Raw genomic sequence first — 22860 nt, 5'->3', positions numbered from 1 at the left:
CGGCGATGCCCGTCGCGACGGGCGCCGCCGCCGCGGTCGCCGCGGTGGCCGGCGCGATCGCCGCGACGTCCTGCCGGGCGGCGCCGAGGACGAGGGGGAGACCCCGGCGGAGAGCGCCGAGGCGGGTGCCGGCGACGAGCCGGCGGCCGTGACCGAGCCCGCCGTCACCGCCGCCGTCGCGGCCGAGGACCCCGTGACCGCCGCCGACGAGGCTCCCGCCGCCACGGAGGTCGCCGAGGCCCAGGCCGAGGAGAACCCGGTCGAGGAGAAGCCCAAGAAGGCGCGCGCACCGCGCAAGCGCCGTCCGCGCAAGGGCGAGGTGGAGGCCGAGGCCGCAGCGGAGGCGGCGCCCGAGGCGCCGGCCGAGCCCGCGGTCGCGCAGGCCGCCACGGCACCCGCGGAAGCTCACGGAGAGGCTCCGAACGCGGCACCGAGCGAGGCTCCGGATGCGGCTCCCGCCGAGGAAGAGGCTCCCGCGGAGCCCGTCACCGTCGTGCTGACCCCGCCCGACCCGAACCGGCCCAAGCGCGCCGGCTGGTGGTCGAAGGCGAAGTCGGTCCTCTCCGGCGAGGGCTGACAGCCGGATCGAGCCCCCGCGCGGCCCGTCGCGCGGGGGCTCCCCCCTCACCCGATCCTGCCGGCGGCCGTCAGCCGCCCTTCGCCAGCACGAGCGCCCGCGCGTAGACCTCGCGCTTCGGCAGGCCCGTCTCGGCCGCGACGAGCGCCGCCGCGTCCTTGATCGAATGGCCCGCGAGCGCGCGCGCGAGCGCCGCGTCGAGCCCGCTCTCGGCCTCCTCGCGGCGGCTCTCCGAGGACGCCTCGCCGATCAGCACCACGATCTCGCCCTTCGGCGGCCCGGCCTCGGCGAACTCCGCGGCCAGGGTCGCCAGTGTCCCGCGACGCACCGTCTCGAACATCTTGGTGAGCTCGCGGGCCATGACGGCGGGCCGCGGCCCGAGGACGGCGGCGGCGTCCGCGAGCATCTCCGGCAGGCGGTGTGGCGATTCGAAGACGAGCAGCGTCCCCGGAATCGCCGCGAGCGCCTCGAGCCGCGCCCGCCGCGCCCCGCTCTTGGCGGGCAGGAAGCCCTCGAAGAAGAAGCGGTCGGACGGCAATCCCGAGACGACGAGGGCGGAGAGGATCGCCGAAGGCCCGGGAATCGGCACCACCGTCAGCCCCTCCGCGATCGCCTCCTGCACGAGCTTGTAGCCGGGGTCCGACACCAGCGGCGTGCCCGCGTCCGAGACGAGCGCCAGCGCCTGCCCCTCGCGCACCCGCGCGAGCATGCGCTCGCGCACGCCCTCGCCGGAATGCTCGTGATAGGACACGAGCGGGGTGGCGATGCCGTAATGCGCCAGGAGATGGCGCGTCACCCGCGTGTCCTCGGCGAGCACGACGTCCGCCGCGGCGAGCGTCGCGAGCGCGCGCAAGCTCACGTCCCCGAGATTGCCGATCGGCGTCGCCACCACGTAGAGGCCGGGCGCGAGCGGCTCGGCCTCGGCTGCGATGCCGAACGCGGTGAAGACGCCGCCCTCCCCGCGTCCGGGCTTCGCGACGCGGCGGGTGCGGTTGTCGATGGGACGCGGCATGAAACGATCCGTCCGGATGCTGGAGGCGGGCCGGGCGACGGATCGGCCGTCGCGGCCCGGCGAATCTAAGTTAAAATTGCGTTGTCGCCGCTCCCGTGTCACGAAACGGCGGAACGGGAACGACGCGACGCGCGGGCGCCATCCTAGGCCGACCGCGGGAGACGAGGAAAGGGTAGCGTATGAAGGCGAACGGGGAGATCGCAGCGCGCCGCGCCGTCTCGGCGCCGCGCGGAGGAGGTTTCGGCCGGTCGGCGCGCGGGGTCCTCGCGGGGCTCGCGACGCTGGCGCTCGCAGCCTGCACCACGCCCTTCGCGGGGGGAGACAGCCCCTTCGCGGCGGCGCCCAGCGCGCCGGCGGGCGAGCGCATCGGCGAGGGCAGCGTGCCCGTGGCGATGCTCCTGCCGCTCACGGGCCAGGGCCAGGGATCGGCGGCCGCCGAGGACATGCGCAACGCCGCGCGCCTCGCGCTCTCGGAATTCAACAATCCCGACATCCAGCTGACCGTCTACGACACCGCGGGCACGCCGGAGGGCGCGCGCGCCGCGGCGCAGGCCGCCCTGGCGCAGGGTGCAGAGCTGATGATCGGACCGCTCTTCGCGGGCTCCGTCCAGTCCGCGGGCCAGGTCGCGCAGGCCGCGAACGTGCCGGTCCTCGCCTTCTCGACGGACGCGACGGTGGCGAGCCGCGGCGTCTACCTGATGGGCTTCCTGCCCCAGCCCGAGGTCGAGCGTGTCGTCGACTACGCCGCCCAGAACGGGCGTCGCGCCATCGCCGCGCTGATCCCGCAGACCACCTACGGCAACGTCGTCGAGGCGCAGTTCCGCGAGACGGCGGCGCGCCGGGGCGTGCGCGTGGTGCAGGTGGAGCGCTATCCCGCCGGGCAGCCGCAGCAGGCGGTCGCGCGGATCGCGGGCGTCGCCGCTGGCGCCGCGCCGCAGGTGGATGCGCTGTTCATCCCCGAATCGCCGCAGGGCCTCGTCGCGGTGAGCACCGCGCTCCAGGCGGCGGGCTTCGATCCGAGCCGGGTGAAGCCGCTCGGCACCGGGCTGTGGAACGAGCCCTCGGTGATGAGCCTCCCGGCGCTCCAGGGCGGCTGGTACGCCGCGCCCGAGCAGAGCGGCTTCCAGAACTTCGCGAGCCGCTACGGGCAGGCCTTCAACGAGCAGCCGATCCGCATCGCCTCGCTCGCCTACGACGCGGTCTCGCTCGCCGCGGCGCTCAACCGCACGCAGGGCACCCAGCGATTCTCCGAGGCGGTGCTGACGAACCGCTCGGGCTTCGCGGGCGTCGACGGCGTCTTCCGCTTCCGCGCGGACGGGCTCAACGACCGCGCGCTCGCGGTCTACGAGGTCCGCGGTGGCGGCGCGAGCGTGGTCGGCCCCGCCCCGCGCGCCCTGCCCGACGCCTGAGCGCACGGCGGCGAGCCGTCCCCCGGCCGGATCTCGTCCTGCAAGGCCCGGCGCCCTAGTTCAGGACGTCCAGCAACGAAGTGCGGGCGACCGGCGGCCAGCGTGTGCCGCCGGCTCCGACGAGGGATCAATCCATGGGTTTCGACGACGTCATCGTCGCTGTCGCGATCGGGCTCGTGCTCGTCGTCCTGCTGCTCGGTCTCGCGAACATGCTGCGCGGCGGCAGCGCCAACCGGTCTCAGCAGCTGATGCGCCTGCGCGTGCTGCTGCAGTTCGTCGCGATCGTCGTGATCATGGGCGTCATCTGGTGGCGCGCCGTCTGACCGACGCCACGCCGTAGAACACATGTCGAGAACACATGTCGCCCGATTGTCGCCACAATGGGGCTCGATGCGAAGCACCTGCGTCGGTGCGGTCACCGGACGGGCGCCGATGCGCCTTCCCTTCGCCGGCATTCGGCGCTAGGACGCTGGTCGAGGAGTACCGTAGCTCATGCGAGTCGCCATCGCCACCGCAACCGCCCTCGCCGGCCTCCTGGCCGCGGGAACGGCGTCTGCGGGGGACCTGAACGGCTCGAGCCAGGGCGCCTACCAGACGCCGGCCTCCATGCGCGGCGGCTTCCTGTCGGAAGCGCGATTCGGGGTCTTCTCGGTCGATCCCTTCAGCGAGGAGAGCAGCGGCGCCGTCCAGGCCGAGCTCCTGTTCCAGAAGCCGCTGACCCCCTCCGACCTCTTCGCCAGCTACTTCGTCCCGCGCCCGCACCTCGGCGCGAGCCTCGACTTCGACGGCGGCGTCAGCTTCGCCTTCGCGGGCTTGAGCTGGAACGTCGACCTCGGCCCGCGGGTGTTCCTCGAGGCGTCGATCGGCGGTGCGCTGCAGGAGACGCGCGCGGCCGCCTACACCAGCTCCGCGCTCGCCGACGGCGTCGCCGCGGGCTGCGGCCCGAGCCTGCGCGAGAGCGCGTCGCTCGGATATCGCTTCAACGAGACCTGGAGCGTCGTCGCCTCGGTCGAGCACCTGTCGAACAACGGCCTGTGCGACGAGCCGACGAGCATGACGAACTTCGGCGCCCGGCTCGGCTACTCCTTCTGACGCGACGCCCTATCTCGGGGCTCGGGTCCACACGAGCAGGGAGGCGGACGTGGTCGTCCTCAACCGCATCTACACGAGAACCGGCGACCAGGGCACGACCGCGCTGGCGAGCGGCGAGCGCCGCCCCAAGCACGACCTGCGCATCGAGACCTACGGCACCGTCGACGAGACCAACGCCTGCATCGGCATGGCGCGCCTGCACACCGCGGCGCTGCCCGAGGTGGACGGCATGCTCGCGCGCATCCAGAACGACTTGTTCGACCTGGGCGCCGACCTCGCGACGCCCGACACCGGCGAGCCCCTGCCCTACGAGCCTCTGCGCATCGTCGAGAGCCAGGTCGAGCGGCTCGAGCGCGAGATCGACCAGCTCAACGCCGCGCTCGCGCCGCTTCGCTCCTTCGTCCTGCCCGGCGGGGCGCCCGCCGCGGCGGCGCTCCACCTCGCCCGCACCGTCTGCCGACGCGCCGAGCGGCTGTGCACGGCGCTCGCCGAGAAGCCCGACGAGCCCGTCTCCGCCGCCGCCGTGAAGTACCTCAACCGCCTCTCCGATTTTCTCTTCGTCGCGAGCCGCTGGGTGAACGCGCAGGGCGACGGCGACGTGCTGTGGGTGCCGGGGAAGACGCGGTGACGGCACCACCTGCGACGCGCAGCGATCCAGTGCCGCACGATCGCTCCGCGGCGCGTCGGCGGGCCTGAAGCAACGGCCGCGCGGCGGGGACCGATTGGCCTTTTTCGCGCGTTGACAAGGAAGAACGCGCCTCTGTACGGTCCGTCGCCTTCGTATTCACGCCTCGCGAGGCCGCGCCCGCGGGCGGCCGGCGGGGCGCGGGGCGCGGGGCGCAGCGCACCACGACAAGGACGGTCAACCCATGAAGATCCTCGTGCCCGTGAAGCGGGTCGTCGACTACAACGTGAAGATCCGGGTCAAGCCGGACGGCTCCGGCGTCGACCTCGCCAACGTCAAGATGTCGATGAACCCCTTCGACGAGATCGCCGTCGAGGAGGCGATCCGGCTCAAGGAGAAGGGCAAGGCGACGGAGATCGTGGCCGTCTCGATCGGCCCCCAGCAGGCGCAGGAGACGATTCGCACCGCGCTCGCCATGGGTGCCGACCGCGGCATCCTGGTGAAGACCGACGCCCCCGTGGAGCCGCTCGCGGTGGCGAAGATGCTCGCGGCGATCGTGGCGAACGAGAGCCCAGATCTCGTCATCATGGGCAAGCAGGCGATCGACGACGACTGCAACCAGACCGGCCAGATGCTGGCCGCACTGCTCGGCTGGGCGCAGGGCACGTTCGCCTCCAAGGTCGAGCCCGGCGACGGCACGGTCGACGTCACGCGCGAGGTCGACGGCGGCCTGCAGACGGTGTCCTTGAAGCTGCCGGCCATCGTCACGACGGACCTGCGCCTCAACGAGCCGCGCTACGCGAGCCTGCCCAACATCATGAAGGCGAAGAAGAAGCCGCTCGAGGAGACCTCCCCCGAGGCGCTCGGCGTCGACGTCGCGCCGCGGCTCACGGTGGTGAGCACGGCCGAGCCGCCCAAGCGCCAGGCCGGCGTCAAGGTGGGCTCCGTCGAGGAGCTGGTGCAGAAGCTCAAGAACGAAGCGGGAGTGCTCTGATCATGGCGATCCTCGTCCTCGCGGAACACGACAATGCGGCGCTCAAGGACGCGACGCACAAGACGGTCGCGGCCGCCGCCGCCATCGGCTCGCCGATCCACGTCCTCGTCGCCGGCTCGGGTGCGGGTGCCGTCGCCGAGGCGGCCGCGGCGCTCGACGGCGTCGAGAAGGTCCTGCATGCCGACGCGCCGGCCTACGAGCATTTCCTCGCCGAACCGATCGCCGCCCTGATCATCTCGCTCGCGGACGGCTACGACGCCCTCGTCGCGCCGGCCTCGACCACCGGCAAGAACGTGATGCCCCGGGTCGCGGCGCTGCTCGACGTGATGCAGGTCTCCGACATCATCAAGGTCGTCGCCCCCGACACGTTCGAACGGCCGATCTACGCCGGCAACGCGATCCAGACGGTGAAGTGCGCCGAGCCGAAGACGGTGATCACGGTGCGCACCGCCTCCTTCCAGGCCGTCGGCACCGGCGGCTCGGCGCCGGTCGAGACCGTGGGCTCCGCGGAGGATCCGGGCCTCTCGTCCTTCAAGGGCGAGGAGATCGCGCATTCGGACCGCCCGGAGCTGACGTCCGCGAAGATCATCATCTCCGGCGGCCGCTCGCTCGGCTCGACGGAGAACTTCAAGACCTACATCGAGCCGATCGCCGACAAGCTCGGCGCGGCGATGGGCGCCTCGCGCGCGGCGGTCGACGCGGGCTACGCCCCGAACGACTGGCAGGTCGGCCAGACCGGCAAGGTGGTGGCGCCCGATCTCTACATCGCGGTCGGGATCTCGGGCGCCATTCAGCATCTGGCGGGCATGAAGGATTCGCGCGTCATCGTCGCCATCAACAAGGACGAGGAGGCGCCGATCTTCCAGGTCGCGGATTACGGCCTGGTCGGCGACCTGTTCCAGATCCTGCCGGAGCTCGATGGCGCACTTGGCAAGTGAGCCCGGCTCGCGATCGCGGCCACGGCCCGTGATCGCGGGCCGCAACGGGGAAGACGGGCGCGGATCGTCCGCGGCGAAGGCCGTGGGCATCCGCGCCGGATCGTGGCACTCTGACGGCCGGGCCCGGCCGGAATCGCGCGGCCGCCGGGGAGCGATGTCGCGGCCCGCATCGATGAACGAGGAAGCTCTGATGGAGATCAAGACGGTCGGCGTCATCGGCGCGGGTCAGATGGGTAACGGCATCGCCCATGTCTGCGCGCTCGCGGGGCTCGACGTCCTCCTCAACGATCTCGACGAGGACCGCGTCACCGCGGGCCTCGCGACGATCAACGGCAACATGATGCGCCAGGTCGCCAAGGAGCTGATCTCCGACGCAGACCGCAAGGCGGCGCTGGAGCGCATCCGCCCGGCCGTCGGCCTCGCGGCGCTGCGCCCGGCGGACATCGTCATCGAGGCCGCGACCGAGAACGAGCAGGTCAAGCGATCGATCTTCACGGCGCTGTGCCCGGTCCTGCGGCCCGAGACGATCATCGCCTCGAACACGTCCTCGATCTCGATCACCCGCCTCGCGGCCTCGACCGACCGGCCCGAACGCTTCATCGGCATCCATTTCATGAACCCGGTGCCGTTGATGCAGCTCGTGGAGCTGATCCGCGGCATCGCCACCGAGGACCCGACATTCGAGGCCTCGAAGGGCTTGATCGACAAGCTCGGCAAGGTGACGACCGTGGCGGAGGACTTCCCCGCCTTCATCGTCAACCGCATCCTGCTGCCGATGATCAACGAGGCGATCTATACGCTCTACGAGGGCGTGGGCTCCGTGGACGCGATCGACACCGCCATGCGGCTCGGCGCCAACCACCCGATGGGGCCCCTCCAGCTCGCCGACTTCATCGGTCTCGACACGTGCCTGTCGGTGATGCAGGTGCTCCACGACGGGCTCGCCGACACCAAGTATCGGCCCTGCCCGCTTCTGGTGAAATACGTAGAGGCCGGCTGGCTGGGGCGAAAGACGAAGCGTGGCTTCTACGATTATCGCGGCGAGCAGCCGATCCCGACGCGTTGAACCACCGCAGGAACGCACCGAACGAAGACGAATGCGCTCGCGGGCGTCTCTGGCCCTTGCGCCGAGGCGCCCGATCGTCTATCTAAGGCCTACGATCTTTTGGCCGACTTGACGTGCTGTATCGTGCCGGCAGAGCCGCACGAGCGTTCGACTTCTCTTCCGAAATTTCGACGACCCTGACCGCGCGGGCCCCGGGTACCGGCGTTCGCGCCACTATCTGACTGGATACGACTCATGACGAACGGCACCGTTAAGTTCTACAACGACCAGAAGGGCTACGGATTCATCCAGCCCGACGACGGCTCCAAGGACGTGTTCGTGCACGCCACCGCGCTCGAGCGCGCCGGCATGCGTGGCCTCGTCGAGGGCCAGAAGGTCGCCTTCGACACGGCTCAGGATCGCCGCACCGGCAAGGTCGCCGTGGACAACATCCAGGCCGCGTGAGGCCTGTCGCGCCCCGGCGCATGCGATTCGAGCCGCCCCTCACCCCGGGGGGCGGCTCTCGTGTTTGATCGGTCGACATCGATGACTGGCGCCCGCGCCGCGCGGCCGGCCGCCGAAAGGAGACACATGTCCCATCTCTACAAGGTCGGGCAGCGCGTCCGGCTCCTGCGCGCCCCCGTCCCGGACGGACGTTTCGGCGGCGCCGAGAGCTACGAGATCGTGCGCCTGATGCCGGCGGACCAGACCGGCGAAGCTTCCTACCGGGTGAAGGCCGGAACCTCCGAGCTCGCCGTGCGAGAGAGCGAGATCCAGTCATGAGCGCCTATCGCGAGAAGAGCTTCACCGACCGCCAGAGCGACGCCGCGAGCGCCAAGCGCGCCATGCTGGAGCGCGCCAAGGCGAAGTCGCCGTCGAACGATCCCGCGGCCGCCCAGCGGCGGGCCGAGCGCGAGGCCGCGACCCGCGAGCGCGACGCCCGCCGCGCCGAGCGCGACGCGACCCGCAAGGCCGAGGCGGAGCGCCTCGCGGCCGAGCGCGTCGCGAGCGAGGCCGAGGCGCGCGAGCGCGCCGCGACCGAGGAGGCGGACGCCGCCCAGCGCGAGGCCGACCTCCTGGTGCAGCAGAAGGCGGCGCGCGACGCCCGCTACGCGGCACGCAAGGCCCGCAAGTGACGCCCGCGAGCGCGTTTCCCCCGGCGCTCCCCGCCTCGCGGCTCTCGCCGCGCCGACTCGCGGTCACGGCGCGCTCGCGCGCCTTCGACCTCTACCTCGCGCTGTGGACGGGCCTGTTCGGCCTCGCGATTCCGGTCTTCGCCCTTCTCGGCTCGCCCAGGCCGGCGATCCGGGCGGCGACGCGGGTGTGGGTGCGCGGCGCCTTCCTCGGCCTGCGCGTTCTCGTCGGCCTGCGTCACGTCGAGCGCGGGCGCGACCACCGGCCCGACGGGCCCTGCCTCGTCGTCGCGAACCACCAGTCGACGTGGGAGACCTTCGCGGCGCTGGTGCTGTTTCCCGACGTCGCCATCGTGGCGAAGCAGGAGCTGCTGCAGATTCCGGTCTTCGGGTGGTACCTGCGGCGCTCCGGCATGATCGTCATCGACCGGGCGAGCGGCGGCAAGGCGCTGCGCGAGATGATCGAGCACAGCCGCGCCGCGCTCGCCGAGGGCCGCTCCGTGCTGATCTTCCCCGAAGGCACGCGCCGCGCCCCGTCCGACCCGATCGTCTTCAAGCGTGGCGCGGAGCTGCTCTACAAGGCGCTCGGCGTCCCGGCCCTGCCGATGGCGGTCGATTCGGGTCTCTATTGGCGCAGCCGCTCTCCGCGCCGCGCCGGCACGATCCGCGTCACCTACGCGGCTGCGATCGCCCCGGGGCTCTCCGCCTCCGACTTCGCAACGACCGCCGAGGCCGCGCTCGAGGCGGCGAGACGCACCTGATCGAGGCGCGTCACAGCCCCATCCGCTCCGCCATCAGCTCCGCCACGTGGCGCGTCTCGCGCCCGGCGCCCTGCTCGATCTGCTCGCGGCAGGAGAAGCCGTCGGCGAGGATCACTGTGTCGTCGCCCGCCTCGCGCACCATCGGCAGGATCACGCGCTCGCCGCAGGCCTGCGCGGTCTCGTAGGTCTCCTTCGCGAAGCCGAATGAGCCGGCCATGCCGCAGCAGCCGGACGGCGCGATCCGCGCGTCGATGCCGAGCGCCTCGAGGAGCGCCCGCTCGGCCGTGTCCTCGAGCACCGCATGATGGTGGCAGTGGATCTGAACGAGCGCCTCGTCGACGATCCGCGGCAGGTCGAAGCGATCCTCGTTGGCCATGACGAAATCCGAGAAGTAGGACACCTGGCTCGACAGCGCCCGCGCCCGCTTGTCGTCCGGGAAGAGGTTGACGAGCTCGTCCTTGAAGGCCGTGGTGCAGGCGGGCTCGAGCCCGATGATCGGCGTGCCGGCGGCGATCTCGCCCTTCAGCGACGTCAGCGTCTCGAACCAGAGGTTCTGCGCCGTGCGCAGGAAGCCCTCGGCGTAGAGCGCGCGCCCGCAGCACAGGCGCCGGGGCGGGATCTCGACGCGGTAGCCGGCGCGCTCCAGCACCTTCGTCGCCGCGATCAGCGTGCCCGGCCGGAAATGGTCGTTGAACGTGTCCGGCCAGATCAGCACGCGCTCGCCGTCGCGCGGCCGGTCCTCGCGGGCCACGAGCCAGGCGCGGAAGGTCGTCGGCGCGAAGGCGGGGATGCTGCGCTCCCGGGCGATGCCGCCGATGCTCTTGGCGAGCCCGGAGAGGCCCGGCATCCGCATGACCAGGTTGACGATCCGCGGCATCCGCGAGCCGAGCTTCGCCCACAGGTGGATGAGCCCCATCGCGTAGGCCGCTCGCGGCCGCAGCTTGCCCTTGTAATGGTGCGCCCGGAACTCCGCCTTGTAGGTCGCCATGTCGACGTTGACCGGGCAGTCGCTCTTGCAGCCCTTGCAGGCGAGGCACAGGGAAAGCGCCTCCTCCACCTTCTCCGCCGCGAAGCCGCCCGACATCGCGCCGCCGTGGAGCATCTCGAACAGGAGCCGGGCGCGCCCGCGGGTGGAATGCTCCTCCTCCCGGGTGACCATCCAGCTCGGGCACATCACCCCGCCGTCGGATTCGAGCCGGCGGCACTTGCCGACGCCGACGCAGCGCTCCGCGGCGGCGACGAAGCCGCCCTCCTCGTGGAAGGAGAAGAAGGTCCTGGGCTCCTCGGGCGCATGGCGCGGGCCGAGCCGCAGGTTGGAGGTCGCCGGGTAGGGGTCGAGGATCTTGCCGGGGTTCATCAGGCCGTCGGGATCGAAGATCGCCTTGAACTCGCGGAAGGCGGCGAGCATCTCCGGCCCGTACATGCGCTCGAGAAGCGCGCCGCGCGCCTGGCCGTCGCCGTGCTCGCCCGAGAGCGAGCCGCCGTAGCGCACGACGAGATCCGCCGCCTCCGAGAGGAAGCGCGACCACTCGGCCACGCCGTCCTCGTGCTTCAGGTCGAACGAGACGCGGCAATGCACGAGCCCGTCGCCGAAATGGCCGTACATCGGCGAGACGTAGCCGTACTTCTCGTAGAGTGCCTGGAGGTCTCGCGTGTAGGCCCCCAGCCTCTCGGGCGGGACCGCGGTGTCCTCCCAACCCTCCCAGGTCTCCGGGCGATCGGGGACGTAGGCCGATCCGGGAAGGCCCGCCTCGCGCACGCTCCAGACCTCGGCCGCCTTCGCCGGCGCGGCGAGGACGCGCGCGGCCACGCCCTTCGCCTCGTAGGCGCGCCGAAGCGCATGCGCCTTCTCCTCGGCCTCGGCGCGGTCGAAGGCGCCGAACTCGACGACGAGCCAGCTGTCGCCCTCGGGCAGGACCTTCAGGTCCTCCTCGTGCAGGTGCTTGCGCTGCATCGCGTCGATGAGGAAGCCGTCCACGCCCTCGATGGCGATCGGCCCGTGCGCCCGCACGGCGACGACCTCGTCGGCCGCCTCGTGGATCGAGGGGAAGGAGAGCACGCACAGCACCCGCTCGGGCGGGCTCTCGATCAGGTCCAGCGTGGCGCCGAGGATCGCGACGCAGGTGCCCTCGGTCCCGACGAGCGCCTTCGCCACGTCGAAACCGTGCTCCGGCAGGAGCTTGTCGAGATCGGCGAAGCCGGAGACGCGGCGGGGGATGTCGGGATAGCCCTCGCGCAGGAGCCGCGCGTGCCTCGTCCGAAAGGCGTCGAGCTTGTCGTAGAGCGCCGCGCGGGGGCCGCCCTCGGCGCGGATCGCCGCCAGATCGGCGTCGGACGTCTTGCCGACGGTGAGCCGCAGCCCCCGCGGCGTGATCACGTCGAGCGCCTCGACGTTGTCGGCCGTACGCTTGCCGATGACGGAATGCACGCCGCAGGAATTGTTGCCGATCATGCCACCCAGCGTGTTGTGGCTGTGGGTCGCGGGATCGGGACCGAAGGTGAGGTGGTGGCGCTCGGCCGCGTTCCTGAGCACGTCGAGGACGCAGCCGGGCTCGACCCGGGCGAGCCGGCGGGCGGGGTCGATCTCGAGCACGCGCCGGCAATGTTTCGACCAGTCGATCACGACCGCCGTGTTGGTACACTGCCCCGCCAGCGAGGTCCCTCCCCCGCGCGAGAGGATCGGCGCCTCGTGGCGCGCGGCGATGCGCACCGCCTCCGCCGCGGCCTCCACCGTGCGGGGCACGACGACGCCGATCGGCACCTGCCGGTAGTTCGACGAGTCGGTGGCGTAGAGCGCGCGGTCGCCGTCGGAGAAGCGCACCTCGGCATCGACATGCGCGGCGAGGTCGCGCGCGAGCGCGTCCGCGTCGCCGTCGAAGCGCGCGGCCTCGGTGGCGATGCGGCCTGAGGCGGTACGCTCGACGATCCGGGCGAGTGCGGTCATGGAGGTCTCCTCGCGGGTGCGGTCAGACGGCGAAGCGCTCGGCGTCCTTCGCCTTGAAGGTCAGCCCGTGGCCGGGCCTGCCGTTCGGCGCGATCGCGCCGTCGCGCGGCACGGGCGCGCCCTCGATGAGCATGGCCTCGATCCGCACGTGGTCGTGGAACCACTCGATGTGACGGCAGCCCGGCGCGGCGAGGCAGACGGGCAGATGCAGCGCCGGCGCGGTGTGGGCCGAGATCGGCACCGCGAAGGCCTCCGCCAGCGCCGCCGCCTGGAGGAAGCCGGTATAGCCGAGCGCGCGGGTCGCATCGATCTGGAGGCAGTCGACGGCGCGCGCCTCGAGCAGCCGGCGGGCGTCGTGCGGCCCGAAGACGTACTCCCCCGCCGCGCAGTCGATGCCGCAGTGGAGCCTGGCGCGCACGAACGCGAGCCCGTCGAGATCGTCCGAGGTGACGGGCTCCTCGTACCAGTCGACGCCGAACCCTTCGGCGAGCTCGGCCATGGCGAGCGCCCGGCGCGGGGTGCAGGCGCCGTTCGAGTCGATCATCAGGGCCGCCTCCCCGATCGCGTCGCGGGCGACGCGCATGCGCCGCTCCTCGACGCGCCGGTCCGTGCCGATCTTCATCTTGACGCGCACGCACCCGTCCTCGCGGACCCAGCCACCGAGCTGCTCGGCGAGGCGGGCGTCGTCGTAGCCGGTGAAGCCGCCGGAGCCGTAGATGGCAAGCCGCTCGCGCCGCGCGCCCCAGAGGTCGACGAGGGGCAGGCCGATCAGTCCGGCCTTGAGGTCCCACAGCGCCGTGTCGACCGCCGAGATCGCCGAGGCGGCGATGCCGGACGCGCCCATGTTGCGCACCCGCCGCCGCATACGATCCCAGAGCCGGGGCACGTCCATGGCGTTCTCGCCGAGGACCTCCCCGGCGAGAGTGCCGGATACGACCCCCGCGGCCGCCGCGTCGGTATAGGCGTAGCCCATGCCGCGCACCTGATTGCCGCGCACACCGCCGGCGGACGCGGTGACCACGACGAGCGTGGTCGCGTCCCAGTCGAGCGTGCCGTCCGCCTCCGGCGCGTCGGTCGGGATGCGGTAGGCGCGCACCTCGAGCGCGTCGACGGGGACGGCTCCGGCCATTACGCGCACCTCAGATGATCTCGCGGACCGTGTCCGAGGCGGCGGTGAGCGCGATCCTGCCGGCGTTGGGCGTGCCCCGGGCGAGACTCTGCGCGAACTTCGCCGCCTGGCCGGGCTCGATCTTCGGCGGCATCGGCGGCTCGTGCGGATCGACGACGGCCTCCACCAGGACCGGCCCCGGCGTCGCGAGCGCCTGGCGCAGGGTCTGCGCGCACTGCGCCGGATCGGTGATCGTGAAGGAGACGAAGCCGCAGCCCCGCGCGATCGTGGCGAAGTCGACGGGCTCGAGCTCGCAGCCGTATTCCGGGTTGCCCAGGAAGACCATCTGCTCCCACTTGATCTGGCCGAGCGTGTTGTTCTTGATCACGATGACCTTCACGTCGAGGTCGTACTTCTTCGCCGTGATCAGCTCGCTCATCAGCATCGACAGCCCGCCGTCGCCGACGAAGGCGATCACCGGCCGGTTCGGGTAGGCGATGGCGGCGGCGTTGGCGTAGGGCAGCCCGCAGGCCATGGTGGCGAGGTTGCCCGAGCAGGAGAACATCATGTCCCCGCGGATGTCGACATGGCGCGCGATCCAGGTGGTGATCGTGCCCGAGTCCGTGGTGAGGATGGCGTTGTCCGGGATGAGCTCGTTGAGCTCGTGCGCCACGACCTGCGGCTTCATCGGCGTGTCCCGCCGCGTGCCGCGCTCCTGCATCAGCGCCCGCCAGTCGCGCATGCCCGCCTGCGCCTCCTCCAGGAAGGAGCGATCCTGGCGGTAGTCGACGCGCGGCAGCAAGAGCTCCAGCACCCGCACGGAATCGCCGACCAGCGCGGCGTCGACGTCGTAGCGAAGCCCGATGCGCTGCGGGTCGATGTCGATCTGGATCGCCTTCGCCTGGCCCGGCGACGGGTAGAACTCGATGTAGGGATAGGACGAGCCGACGATCAGCAGCGTGTCGCAGCTTTCGAGCGCCTCCTGCGAGGGCCGCGTGCCGAGGAGTCCCGTGCCGCCCGTCGTCAGCGGGTGGTCGTCGGGCACGACGCCCTTGCCGAGCAGCGGCTTGACGATCGGCGCCCCGAGCCGCTCGGCGAGCGCGATCACCTGGTCGCGGGCGCCGAGCGCCCCGCGGCCGGCCAATATGACCGTGCGCTCGCCAGCGTTGAGGATCGCGGCGGCCTCGGCGATCTGGTGCTCGGTGGGGATGTGCGCGCTCTCGGCCATGCGGTCGGAGACGTGGCCGGCGATGTTGCGCTTCGAGCGGTAGTCCGCCTTCACGGGCTGGGACTGCGTGTCCACCGGCATCGTCACGTGCGCGACGCCGCGATAGGCGAGCGCAGAGCGGCATGCGAGCTCGACGACGTTACGCGTGTGGGCAGGGCCCATGACGCGGGCGTTGTACACCGCCACGTCCTGGAAGACCTTGTCGAGCTCGACGTCCTGCTGGGTGTGGGTGCCGATCAGGTCGTGGAACTGGAGGCCGGTGATGGCGAGCACCGGCTGGCCGTCGAGCTTGGCGTCGTAGAGGCCGTTGAGCAGGTGGATGCCGCCCGGACCCGAGGTCGCGAGGCAGACGCCGAGCTTGCCGGTGAACTTGGCGTAGCCGCAGGCCATGAAGGCCGCGCCTTCCTCGTGGCGCACCTGCACGAAGCGGATCTCGTCGGCGCGCTTGCGCAGGCTCTCGATGATGCCGTTGATGCCGTCGCCGGGCAGGCCGAAGATCGTGTCGACCCCCCACTCGATCAGCGTGTCGACGAGGACGTCGGCGGCGGTCTTGGATGCCATGGGATCCTCTCCTTCGGCTGCGCTCGGCCGCGGCGCTCGCGCGCCGATTCTGCCGGTCAACAGGCAGCGGATGGGATCGTTCCTGAGATCGAGGCCCGTATTCCCGCAACACGGGGGCAGGCCGGTCGACGCCGATACGCTGCGATCGGGAATGGATACCTATGAACGATGAGGAAGGCGATCGCGGGAACCTATGCCTTGGCGAGGACCATCGCGTCGAACACCGCGAAATACATGAAAGTGGATGCCGCGAGCACGAACGCGTGCCAGACCGCGTTGTGGAACCGCAACGATTCCCACAGGTGGAAGACGATGCCCGCGGTGTAGGTCGCCCCGCCGATGGCGATGAGCCACAGCGTCGTGGGCGTCAACGCCTCGAGCAGCGCCTCGCCGCCGAGCACGCCGCTCCAGCCCATGCCGAGATAGAGCAGGATCGCCGCACGGTCCCAGCGGCCGGGGAACACGAGCTTGAGCGTCACGCCGACCGCCGCGGCGCCCCAGAGGATGACCAGGAGCGGCGCCGCGTGCGCGGCGTCGATCTGGGTGAGGAAGGGCGTGTAGGTGCCGGCTATGAGCACGTAGATCGCCGCGTGGTCGAAGCGGCGCAGGATCCACTTGGTGCGCGAGGCCGGGTACAGGTTGTAGACGGCCGAGACGCCGAGCACGGTGACGAGCCCGAAGCAGTAGATGGCGATTCCCGTCATCTCGAGCGTTCCCGCCCGTTCCGCCGCGAACAGCGTGATCAGCACGACGCCGACGAGCGCGAGCTTGACGCCGAGCGCGTGGACGATCCCGTCCGCGATCAGCTCCGCGCGGCTGTAGTCCCATTTCACGCGTGCCGGGGGAACGTAGAGCGGATCTCGACGGATCGGGAAGTTGGGGACGGGGGAACGGTCCATCGTCATGCGCGCTCCTCCTTCGATCGCGGTCCCGGCGCGGGCGTCGACCACGGCCCGCTTGCAGGAAAAGCGAAACGGGTCTTCCCTGAACGACGTTCCAGGGGAGCATAGCATGAAATTGGACGAGAACCGCCTGGTGAACGAGGAATTCTCCCTCGCCGCCGTGGACTTGAACGAGCGGATCGAGGAGGACGCCTACGTCGCCGAGGAGGCGCGGCTGCAGACGGAGCTCAAGCGCATCCAGCAGGCCTATCTCCACACCGGCGAGCGCGCGCTGATCGTGTTCGAGGGCTGGGACGCGGCGGGCAAGGGCGGGACGATCCGGCGCATGGCGGCGGCCATGGACCCGCGCGGCTTCAAGGTCTGGCCGATCGGCGCGCCCTCCCCCGCCGAGAAGCGCCACCACTACCTCCACCGGTTCTGGTCGCGCCTGCCCGCCGCCGGCGAGATCGTGGTGTTCGACCGCTCGTGGTACGGGCGCGTGCTCGTCGAGCGCGTGGAGGATTTCGCCACGGAGGCGGAGTGGCGCCGCGCCTACGGCGAGATCGTCGCCTTCGAGCGGATGCTGCGCGACGACGGCGTGCGGATCGTGAAGCTGTTCCTGCACCTCTCCCAGAAGGAGCAGCGCAAGCGCTTCATCGAGCGGCTCCGCGACCCGCTCAAGCGCTGGAAGCTCTCCTACGAGGACCTGCGCAACCGCGAAAAATGGCCGCACTACGAGGCCGCGGTCGAGGACATGATCCGGCGCACGTCGACCGCCGGCGCACCCTGGACGGCGGTCTCCTCCGAGCAGAAGAAATCCGGGCGGATCAAAGCTCTGCAGACGATCGTGGAGACGCTCTCGCACGGCGTCGACCTCTCCCCGCGGCCTCTCGACCTCGCACTGCTGGAGCAGGCGGAGAGCCGGCTCGGAATCGATCCGCGCGACGTGATCGACACGTAGACGGTGGAGGCGGGCCGCAGCCGGGCGCAGGCGTGGCTTTACGTTTCTTCACGTGCTGTTCGCACCTGCGAAACGGCGGTATGGGAGACGGGAGCACGGTCCAAGCCCCCGGACCACGAGGATGATCGAGACGATGGACGCGCGCGTCGACGACGCCCCCCCGTACGCTCACGAGCGGGACCCGCTGCGCGAGGACGCGCCGCCGCGCCGCGCCCCGAGCCTCGGGGCCCGTCTCGGGCGCGCGGTGCGCCTCTTCGTCATGGTCGTGCTGCCGATCGCGCTGATCCTCGGCGCGCTCGGCGGCTTCGGCTGGCTGCGCGACACCAAGCCCACCGTCCCGGTCGAGCGCCAGGGCGAGCGCGCCCGCGCAATTTCCGCCGTCGTCGCGGCGCCGGCCTCCGTGCAGCCGACGATCGGCGCCTACGGCCGCATCGTCGCCGGCCGCTCGGTCGACCTCAGGGCGCTCGTCTCCGGACCCGTGATCGCGGTCTCGGACGCGCTCGTCGACGGCGGCCGCGTCTCCGAAGGCGACCCGCTCGTCACGATCGACCCGTTCGCATACGAAGGCGCGCTCGTCAGAGCCCGGGCGGATCTCGCGGAGGCGCAGGCGCGCATCGCCGAGCTCGAGGCCCGCACCCGCCAGGAGGAGGACGGCATCGCCCGGGCATCCGAGCAGCTCGCCATCGCCGAGCGCGACCTCGCCCGCCTCACCCAGCTGCGCGACAGCGGCGCCGCCACCGCCCGCGCCCTCGACGACGTGGAGCTGCGGGTCTCGCAGGCGCGCGCCGCGCTGGAGACCCGCGAGAACCAGATCGCGATCCTCGAGGCGCAGCGCACCGCGCTCGACGCCTCGCTCGAGCGCCTGCGCTTCGCGGTGTCCCAGGCCGAGCGCAATCTCGACGACACGGTCCTGCGCGCGCCCTTCGACGCGCTCGTCTCCAACGCGGGCGCCGAGATCGGCAAGATCGTCGGGCAGAACGACCGCATCGCCACCCTCGTCGCCACCGACCGGCTCGAGGCCCGCTTCCTCCTGTCCGACGGCCAATTCGCGCGGCTCGCCCCTGACGGCGGCCTCGTCGGCCGGCCGGTCACCGTGATCTGGAGCGCCGGCGATACCGAGATCGCCCGGGATGCCCGCATCGCCCGCGTCGCCTCGGAGGCCGCGGACGCCTCCTTCGCGGTCTACGCCGCCTTCGACGCGCCGGTCGCGAGCGACGTGCTGCGCCCCGGCGCCTTCGTCGAGGTACGCCTCGACGACCGCGTCTTCGAGGACGCGCTCGTGCTGCCGGTCTCGGCGCTCTACGACGGCGGCGTGTTCGTCGTCACCGACGAGAGCCGCCTCGCCCGGGTCGACGTCGACGTCCTCGCCTGGGGCGACGAGGGCGTCGTCGTGCGGTCCGACGCGATCGCGCCCGGCGAGCGCATCCTGTCCTCGCGGCTGACGGCGGCGACCGCCGGCCAGCTCGTCGAGATTCGGGACGCGGAGACGGGCGAGACGGAGACGCGCGAATGAACACGCCCGCTCCCGATCGCGACGCGTTGCCCGCGGGCGGCGGCGGGATCGTCGGCATCATCAACGGCTTCCTGCGTCACCGCATCGCGGCGAACCTGCTGGCGCTCGGCGTGGCGCTGCTCGGGCTGATGGCGGTGACGCGGCTCAACACGCAGTTCTTCCCCACGGTGCAGATCCCGACGATCTTCGTCACCGTGGCCTGGCAGGGCGCGAGCCCCGAGGACGTCTCGACCGCGGTGCTGGACGTCATCGAGCCGGAGATGCGCTTCCTCGACGGCGTGCAGGACATCACGTCCTACGCGGTCGAGGGCTCGGCGCGCATCGTCGCCGAGTTCGTCGAGGGCGCCGACATGGACAAGGCGCTCTCGGACGTCGAGCAGGCGATCGCCTCGATCACGACGCTGCCGGTCGACGCCGAGCGCCCGGTCGTCACGCGCGTCGAGTTCTACGAGACGGTGGCGCTCCTAGCACTCTCGGGCACCGTCTCCGAGGACGCGCTCAAGTCCCTCGCCCGCGAGGCGCGCGACGGGCTCCTCGACCGCGGCATCGACCGGGTGACCTTCACGGGATCGCGGGCGCGCGAGCTGTGGGTCGAGGTCGACCCCGACGCCATGCGCCGGCTGGGGCTCACCGCCACGGACGTCTCGCGCGCCATCGCTGCGGCGAACCTCTCCGAGCCGCTCGGCACGCTGGAGGGCGCGAGCGAGCGCACGCTGCGCACGCTCGCACGCACGGATCGGCCGTCCGGCATCGGGGCGATCGAAATCGTCTCGACGCCCGAGGGCGAGCGCATCTTCGTGCGCGACGTGGCCTCCGTGCGCGAGGCGCTGCGCGACGGTGGCGTGCGCCTCCTGCACGACGGCGCGCCGATGATCCTCCTCGACATCCAGCGGGCGGAGAGCGCCGATACGCTCCGGAGCATGACGGCGGCGCTCGACTACGTCGAGGCGCTGCAGGCGCGCCTGCCGCCCACGGTCGAGGCGCAGCTCTTCGACGTGCGCGCGAGCGTCGTCTCGGACCGCATCGAGACGCTCTCGCTCAACGCGCTCTCGGGCATGGCAATCATCGTGGTCGTGCTGCTCCTCTTCCTCAACACCCGCGTCGCCTTCTGGGTGGCGATGGGCGTGCCGATCTCGCTGCTCGCCACCTTCGCGCTGATGTGGGCGACAGGGCAGACCATCAACGCGATCTCGCTCTTGGGCCTCATCCTCGTGCTCGGCATCCTCGTCGACGACGCGATCATCGTCGGCGAGCACGCGGTGACGCTCACCGAGGAGGGCAAGTCGCCCACGCAGGCCGCGCACGGCGCCGCCATGCGCATGCTCGTGCCGGTCATCGCGGCGACGACGACCACGCAGGCGGCCTTCCTGCCCGTGTTCATGATCTCGGGCGTGGTGGGCCAGATCATCGTGGCGATCCCGCTCGTCGTCGTGGTGGCGCTCGCCGCCTCGCTGTTCGAGAGCTTCCTCGTCCTGCCGACCCACCTGCGCCACGCGCTCGCCGCACAGGAACGCGCCAAGGCGCGCGCCGCCCTCCGGGCGCGGCCCTCCGTCATGAGCCGCATGCGAGCGGGCCTCGAGCGGGGCATCGACGCCTTCCGCAACGGCCCGGTCCGCCGGCTCGCGCAGGTCGCCTACGCCTGGCGCTACTCCACCATCGCGCTCGCGGTCGCGGCGCTGATCCTGTCGGTGGGCCTCATCGCCGGCGGGCGGGTGCAGTTCACCTTCTTCCCCACGCCCGAGCCCGAATACGTCACCGCCGAGATCATGTTCGCGCCCGGCATGTCCGAGGACGCGATGATCGCGGCGCTGGCCCGGGTGGAGGACGCGATCACGGCCGCGGACGCGGACGTCGCCGCCGCCACGGGGGAGCGCGTGGTGCGCTTCGCCTTCTCGCGGCTCGGCGTCGCCGGCCAGAAGCGCGGGGACAACATGGCGACCGTGGAGGTCGAGCTGACGCCGGGCGAGGAGCGCACGATCCGCACGCCCGAGGTGGTCGCAGCGTTCGAGCAGGCGGTGCCCGCCATTCCAGGCCTCGACGAGATCTCCATCACCGGCCGCCGCTCCGGGCCTCCGGGCTCGGACGTCGACGTCTCCTTCACCGGCGCCGACCTGCCGACCCTCAAGGCCGCCGCCGAGGACCTGAAGCTGAGGCTGCGCGACTATCCGGGCGTCTACGGCATCGCCGACGACACGCCCTTCGGCAAGAACGAGATCGTGCTCGCCACCACGCCGCGGGGCGAGGCGCTGGGGCTGAGCGCGGACACGGTCGTCTCGCAGGTGCGCGCCGTCTACCAGGGCGCGGTCGCCATGCGCTTCGCCGCCGGCGAGGAGGAGGTGACCATCCGGGTCGTGCAGGAGGGCGCAGACCTCTCGGTCGCGGGGCTGCTCGACATGACGCTGCGCACGCCGTCGGGCGCGCAGGTGCGGCTCGGCGACGCCGTGGCGATCGAGGAGCGCGCCGCCTTCGCGCTCATCCAGCGCCGGGACGGTCGCGTCGCCGTCACCGTCACGGCCGACGTCAACGCGGACGTCACCCCGGAGGGCGAGGTCCGCGCCGACGTGGTCGAGCGTATCCTGCCGGCGCTGCGCACGCAGTACGGCGTCGAGACCGCCGTGCGGGGACGGGCGGAGACGCAGGCGCAGGCCTTCGGCGATCTCGGCTTCGGCGCCATCGTGGCGCTGGCGGCGATCTACGTGATCCTCGCCCTCGTCTTCCAGAACTGGTCGCAGCCGGTCCTCGTCATGCTGGTGATCCCCTTCGGCTTCATCGGCGCCGTGATCGGGCATTGGCTGCTCGGCTTCCAGTTCGCCTTCCTGTCGATGGTGGGGCTGCTCGGCCTGTCGGGCATCCTCGTCAACGGCTCGATCGTGCTCGTCGACCGATACAACGAGCGCGTCGCCGGAGGCGAGGCGCCGGCCGAGGCGGCTGTGGCCTCCTCGGTCGACCGCTTCCGGGCGGTGCTGCTGACGACGCTGACGACCGCGGGCGGCATGGCGCCGCTCATCGCCGAGAAGAGCCTGCAGGCGCAGTTCCTGATCCCGATCGCGATCACGCTCTCCTTCGGCCTCATGGTCGCGGCGCTGATCATCCTCTTCGTCGTGCCCGCGCTGCTCGGCGTGGCGCAGGACCTCGGGCGCATCAAGCGGGGATACCTGAGGATGTCGGGGCTCGTTCAGGCAGGCTGACGCCAGGGCTGCAGGGCGCACCGGAGAGGCGTACCGGGAAAGGGGCCGCGGAACCGTGGAGGCGCCCGCCCGGTTCCCCCGAGGAGCCCACACCGCCCGGAGAGCCCCATGCGCCGCCTCATCACGCGCCGATCGACGAACCTCGCCGCCCTGTCGCTGGCCGCCCTCGCCGCCGGCGGCGCGCAGGCCCAGTCCATCGTCGCGCCCGCCACGCAGGCCGCCGAAGCCTTCTCGGACGCGCGGATCATCCCCCTGGGCGAGCTCGACTTCGAGCCTGCTGCGTTCGGCCTGTGGAGCGGGCACGACCTGCTGGACGCCGACCTCCTCGGCCCCTCCGGCGAGGACATCGGCGACGTCGAGGACATTCTCGTCACGACCGACGGCTGGGCCGTCGCCGTCGTCGTGGAGCTCGACGCGTTCCTGGAGTTCGACGAGCCGATGCTCTCGATCCCGCTCTCGGTGCTGGAGATCCTCCCCGAGGAGGGCGCCGTGCGCGCGCCGATCGAGCCGGACGCGATGCAGCTCTACTCGGCCTTCGACGTGCGCACGCTCACCGCGCGGATCGTCTCCGACCAGGTCGCGGCCATCGCCGACGACGACCTCGACGACGTCGTCACCGGCGCGGGCCTGTTCCTGCTCGAGGACGCGCTGCTCGGCGAATACGCACCGCTGGGCGACGGCGCGCGCCGCGGCTACGTCCACGACATCCTCTTCGCCATGGAAGGCGAGGTCGACGCCGTCGTGATCTCGGCCACCGCCGGCCCCTTCGACGATCTCGCCGTGCCCTGGATGGGCCCGCCTGCGAGAGAGTGACCGCGCGCGCGTCCTCGCCACATGTCCAGCGGATAAAAGGTTGACAGATCTGACCGGATGAATGGTTGACAGATCAG

At 71.6% G+C, this 22860-nt stretch carries 20 protein-coding genes and 1 pseudogene; 16 read left to right on the top strand and 5 right to left on the bottom strand.

Annotated features, from left to right (window positions below; translation table 11 throughout):
* Positions 1-577 (top strand): annotated as a pseudogene (locus ACTZWW_RS19815) (hypothetical protein); the annotation flags it as partial.
* 70 nt (positions 578-647) lie between these two features.
* On the opposite strand, the gene rsmI reads toward ACTZWW_RS19815, so the two are convergent.
* Positions 648-1589: a 16S rRNA (cytidine(1402)-2'-O)-methyltransferase gene (rsmI, locus tag ACTZWW_RS19810; protein ID WP_444782692.1), complete on the bottom strand. Its 942-nt coding sequence runs from the start codon at positions 1587-1589 to the stop codon at positions 648-650.
* A 179-nt stretch (positions 1590-1768) separates the two neighbouring features.
* Here rsmI and ACTZWW_RS19805 point away from each other — a divergent pair, with 179 nt between their 5' ends.
* The 11 genes from ACTZWW_RS19805 (at position 1769) to ACTZWW_RS19755 (ending at position 9586) form a co-directional block, all read left to right on the top strand.
* On the top strand, positions 1769-2998 hold the full coding sequence (locus ACTZWW_RS19805; RefSeq protein ID WP_444782691.1) for a penicillin-binding protein activator: 1230 nt from the start codon (positions 1769-1771) through the stop codon (positions 2996-2998).
* Between the two features lie 134 nt (positions 2999-3132).
* The gene (locus ACTZWW_RS19800; protein ID WP_029029604.1) at positions 3133-3321 is read left to right on the top strand and encodes a twin transmembrane helix small protein; all 189 of its coding nucleotides are present in this window, start codon (positions 3133-3135) and stop codon (positions 3319-3321) included.
* A gap of 169 nt (positions 3322-3490) precedes the next feature.
* The gene (locus tag ACTZWW_RS19795) at positions 3491-4090 is read left to right on the top strand and encodes an acyloxyacyl hydrolase (protein ID WP_444782690.1); all 600 of its coding nucleotides are present in this window, start codon (positions 3491-3493) and stop codon (positions 4088-4090) included.
* Positions 4091-4139: 49 nt separating this feature from the next.
* On the top strand, positions 4140-4718 hold the full coding sequence (locus tag ACTZWW_RS19790; RefSeq protein ID WP_444782689.1) for a cob(I)yrinic acid a,c-diamide adenosyltransferase: 579 nt from the start codon (positions 4140-4142) through the stop codon (positions 4716-4718).
* Between the two features lie 241 nt (positions 4719-4959).
* A complete protein-coding gene (locus tag ACTZWW_RS19785; RefSeq protein ID WP_444782688.1) occupies positions 4960-5709 on the top strand; it encodes an electron transfer flavoprotein subunit beta/FixA family protein in 750 nt (249 codons plus the stop codon).
* Positions 5710-5711: 2 nt separating this feature from the next.
* Positions 5712-6647, top strand: a complete 936-nt coding sequence (locus tag ACTZWW_RS19780) for an electron transfer flavoprotein subunit alpha/FixB family protein (RefSeq protein ID WP_444782687.1) — start codon at positions 5712-5714, stop codon at positions 6645-6647.
* A 190-nt stretch (positions 6648-6837) separates the two neighbouring features.
* Positions 6838-7713 carry a 3-hydroxybutyryl-CoA dehydrogenase gene (locus tag ACTZWW_RS19775; RefSeq protein ID WP_444782686.1) on the top strand — a complete coding sequence of 292 codons (876 nt, stop codon included), beginning with the start codon at positions 6838-6840 and terminating at the stop codon, positions 7711-7713.
* 234 nt (positions 7714-7947) lie between these two features.
* Positions 7948-8157 carry a cold-shock protein gene (locus ACTZWW_RS19770; protein WP_444782685.1) on the top strand — a complete coding sequence of 70 codons (210 nt, stop codon included), beginning with the start codon at positions 7948-7950 and terminating at the stop codon, positions 8155-8157.
* 126 nt (positions 8158-8283) lie between these two features.
* Positions 8284-8475, top strand: coding sequence for a hypothetical protein (locus ACTZWW_RS19765; protein WP_029029611.1), 192 nt, complete (start codon positions 8284-8286; stop codon positions 8473-8475).
* The gene (locus tag ACTZWW_RS19760; RefSeq protein WP_444782684.1) at positions 8472-8828 is read left to right on the top strand and encodes a DUF6481 family protein; all 357 of its coding nucleotides are present in this window, start codon (positions 8472-8474) and stop codon (positions 8826-8828) included. The genes ACTZWW_RS19765 and ACTZWW_RS19760 overlap by 4 nt, the downstream gene beginning before the upstream one ends.
* A complete protein-coding gene (locus tag ACTZWW_RS19755; RefSeq protein WP_444782683.1) occupies positions 8825-9586 on the top strand; it encodes a lysophospholipid acyltransferase family protein in 762 nt (253 codons plus the stop codon). Before ACTZWW_RS19760 ends, ACTZWW_RS19755 begins: the two co-directional genes overlap by 4 nt.
* 10 nt (positions 9587-9596) lie before the next feature.
* Here the strand turns inward: ACTZWW_RS19755 and ACTZWW_RS19750 are convergent, their stop codons facing one another.
* From ACTZWW_RS19750 to trhA, 4 genes are all read right to left on the bottom strand, one after another.
* On the bottom strand, positions 9597-12530 hold the full coding sequence (locus tag ACTZWW_RS19750) for an FAD-binding and (Fe-S)-binding domain-containing protein (protein ID WP_444782682.1): 2934 nt from the start codon (positions 12528-12530) through the stop codon (positions 9597-9599).
* 22 nt (positions 12531-12552) lie between these two features.
* Positions 12553-13659: an enolase C-terminal domain-like protein gene (locus tag ACTZWW_RS19745; protein WP_444782681.1), complete on the bottom strand. Its 1107-nt coding sequence runs from the start codon at positions 13657-13659 to the stop codon at positions 12553-12555.
* A gap of 10 nt (positions 13660-13669) precedes the next feature.
* Positions 13670-15427, bottom strand: a complete 1758-nt coding sequence (locus ACTZWW_RS19740; protein ID WP_444782680.1) for a thiamine pyrophosphate-dependent enzyme — start codon at positions 15425-15427, stop codon at positions 13670-13672.
* A 191-nt stretch (positions 15428-15618) separates the two neighbouring features.
* Entirely contained in the window at positions 15619-16326 is a 708-nt protein-coding gene (gene trhA, locus ACTZWW_RS19735) for a PAQR family membrane homeostasis protein TrhA (protein ID WP_444782693.1), read from the bottom strand.
* 112 nt (positions 16327-16438) lie between these two features.
* Here trhA and ACTZWW_RS19730 point away from each other — a divergent pair, with 112 nt between their 5' ends.
* The 4 genes from ACTZWW_RS19730 (at position 16439) to ACTZWW_RS19715 (ending at position 22783) form a co-directional block, all read left to right on the top strand.
* Positions 16439-17269 (top strand): polyphosphate kinase 2 family protein, encoded by an 831-nt coding sequence (locus tag ACTZWW_RS19730; RefSeq protein WP_444782679.1) that lies wholly within the window; start codon positions 16439-16441, stop codon positions 17267-17269.
* A gap of 121 nt (positions 17270-17390) precedes the next feature.
* A complete protein-coding gene (locus ACTZWW_RS19725) occupies positions 17391-18782 on the top strand; it encodes an efflux RND transporter periplasmic adaptor subunit (protein ID WP_444782678.1) in 1392 nt (463 codons plus the stop codon).
* A complete protein-coding gene (locus ACTZWW_RS19720; RefSeq protein ID WP_444782677.1) occupies positions 18779-21970 on the top strand; it encodes an efflux RND transporter permease subunit in 3192 nt (1063 codons plus the stop codon). The genes ACTZWW_RS19725 and ACTZWW_RS19720 overlap by 4 nt, the downstream gene beginning before the upstream one ends.
* Before the next feature lie 108 nt (positions 21971-22078).
* Positions 22079-22783 (top strand): hypothetical protein, encoded by a 705-nt coding sequence (locus tag ACTZWW_RS19715; RefSeq protein WP_444782676.1) that lies wholly within the window; start codon positions 22079-22081, stop codon positions 22781-22783.
* Positions 22784-22860: the final 77 nt, after the last annotated feature.

It is taken from the genome of Salinarimonas sp. NSM (assembly GCF_052380005.1).
Lineage (GTDB): Bacteria > Pseudomonadota > Alphaproteobacteria > Rhizobiales > Beijerinckiaceae > Salinarimonas.
This window is presented reverse-complemented; position numbering and strand designations above follow the sequence as displayed.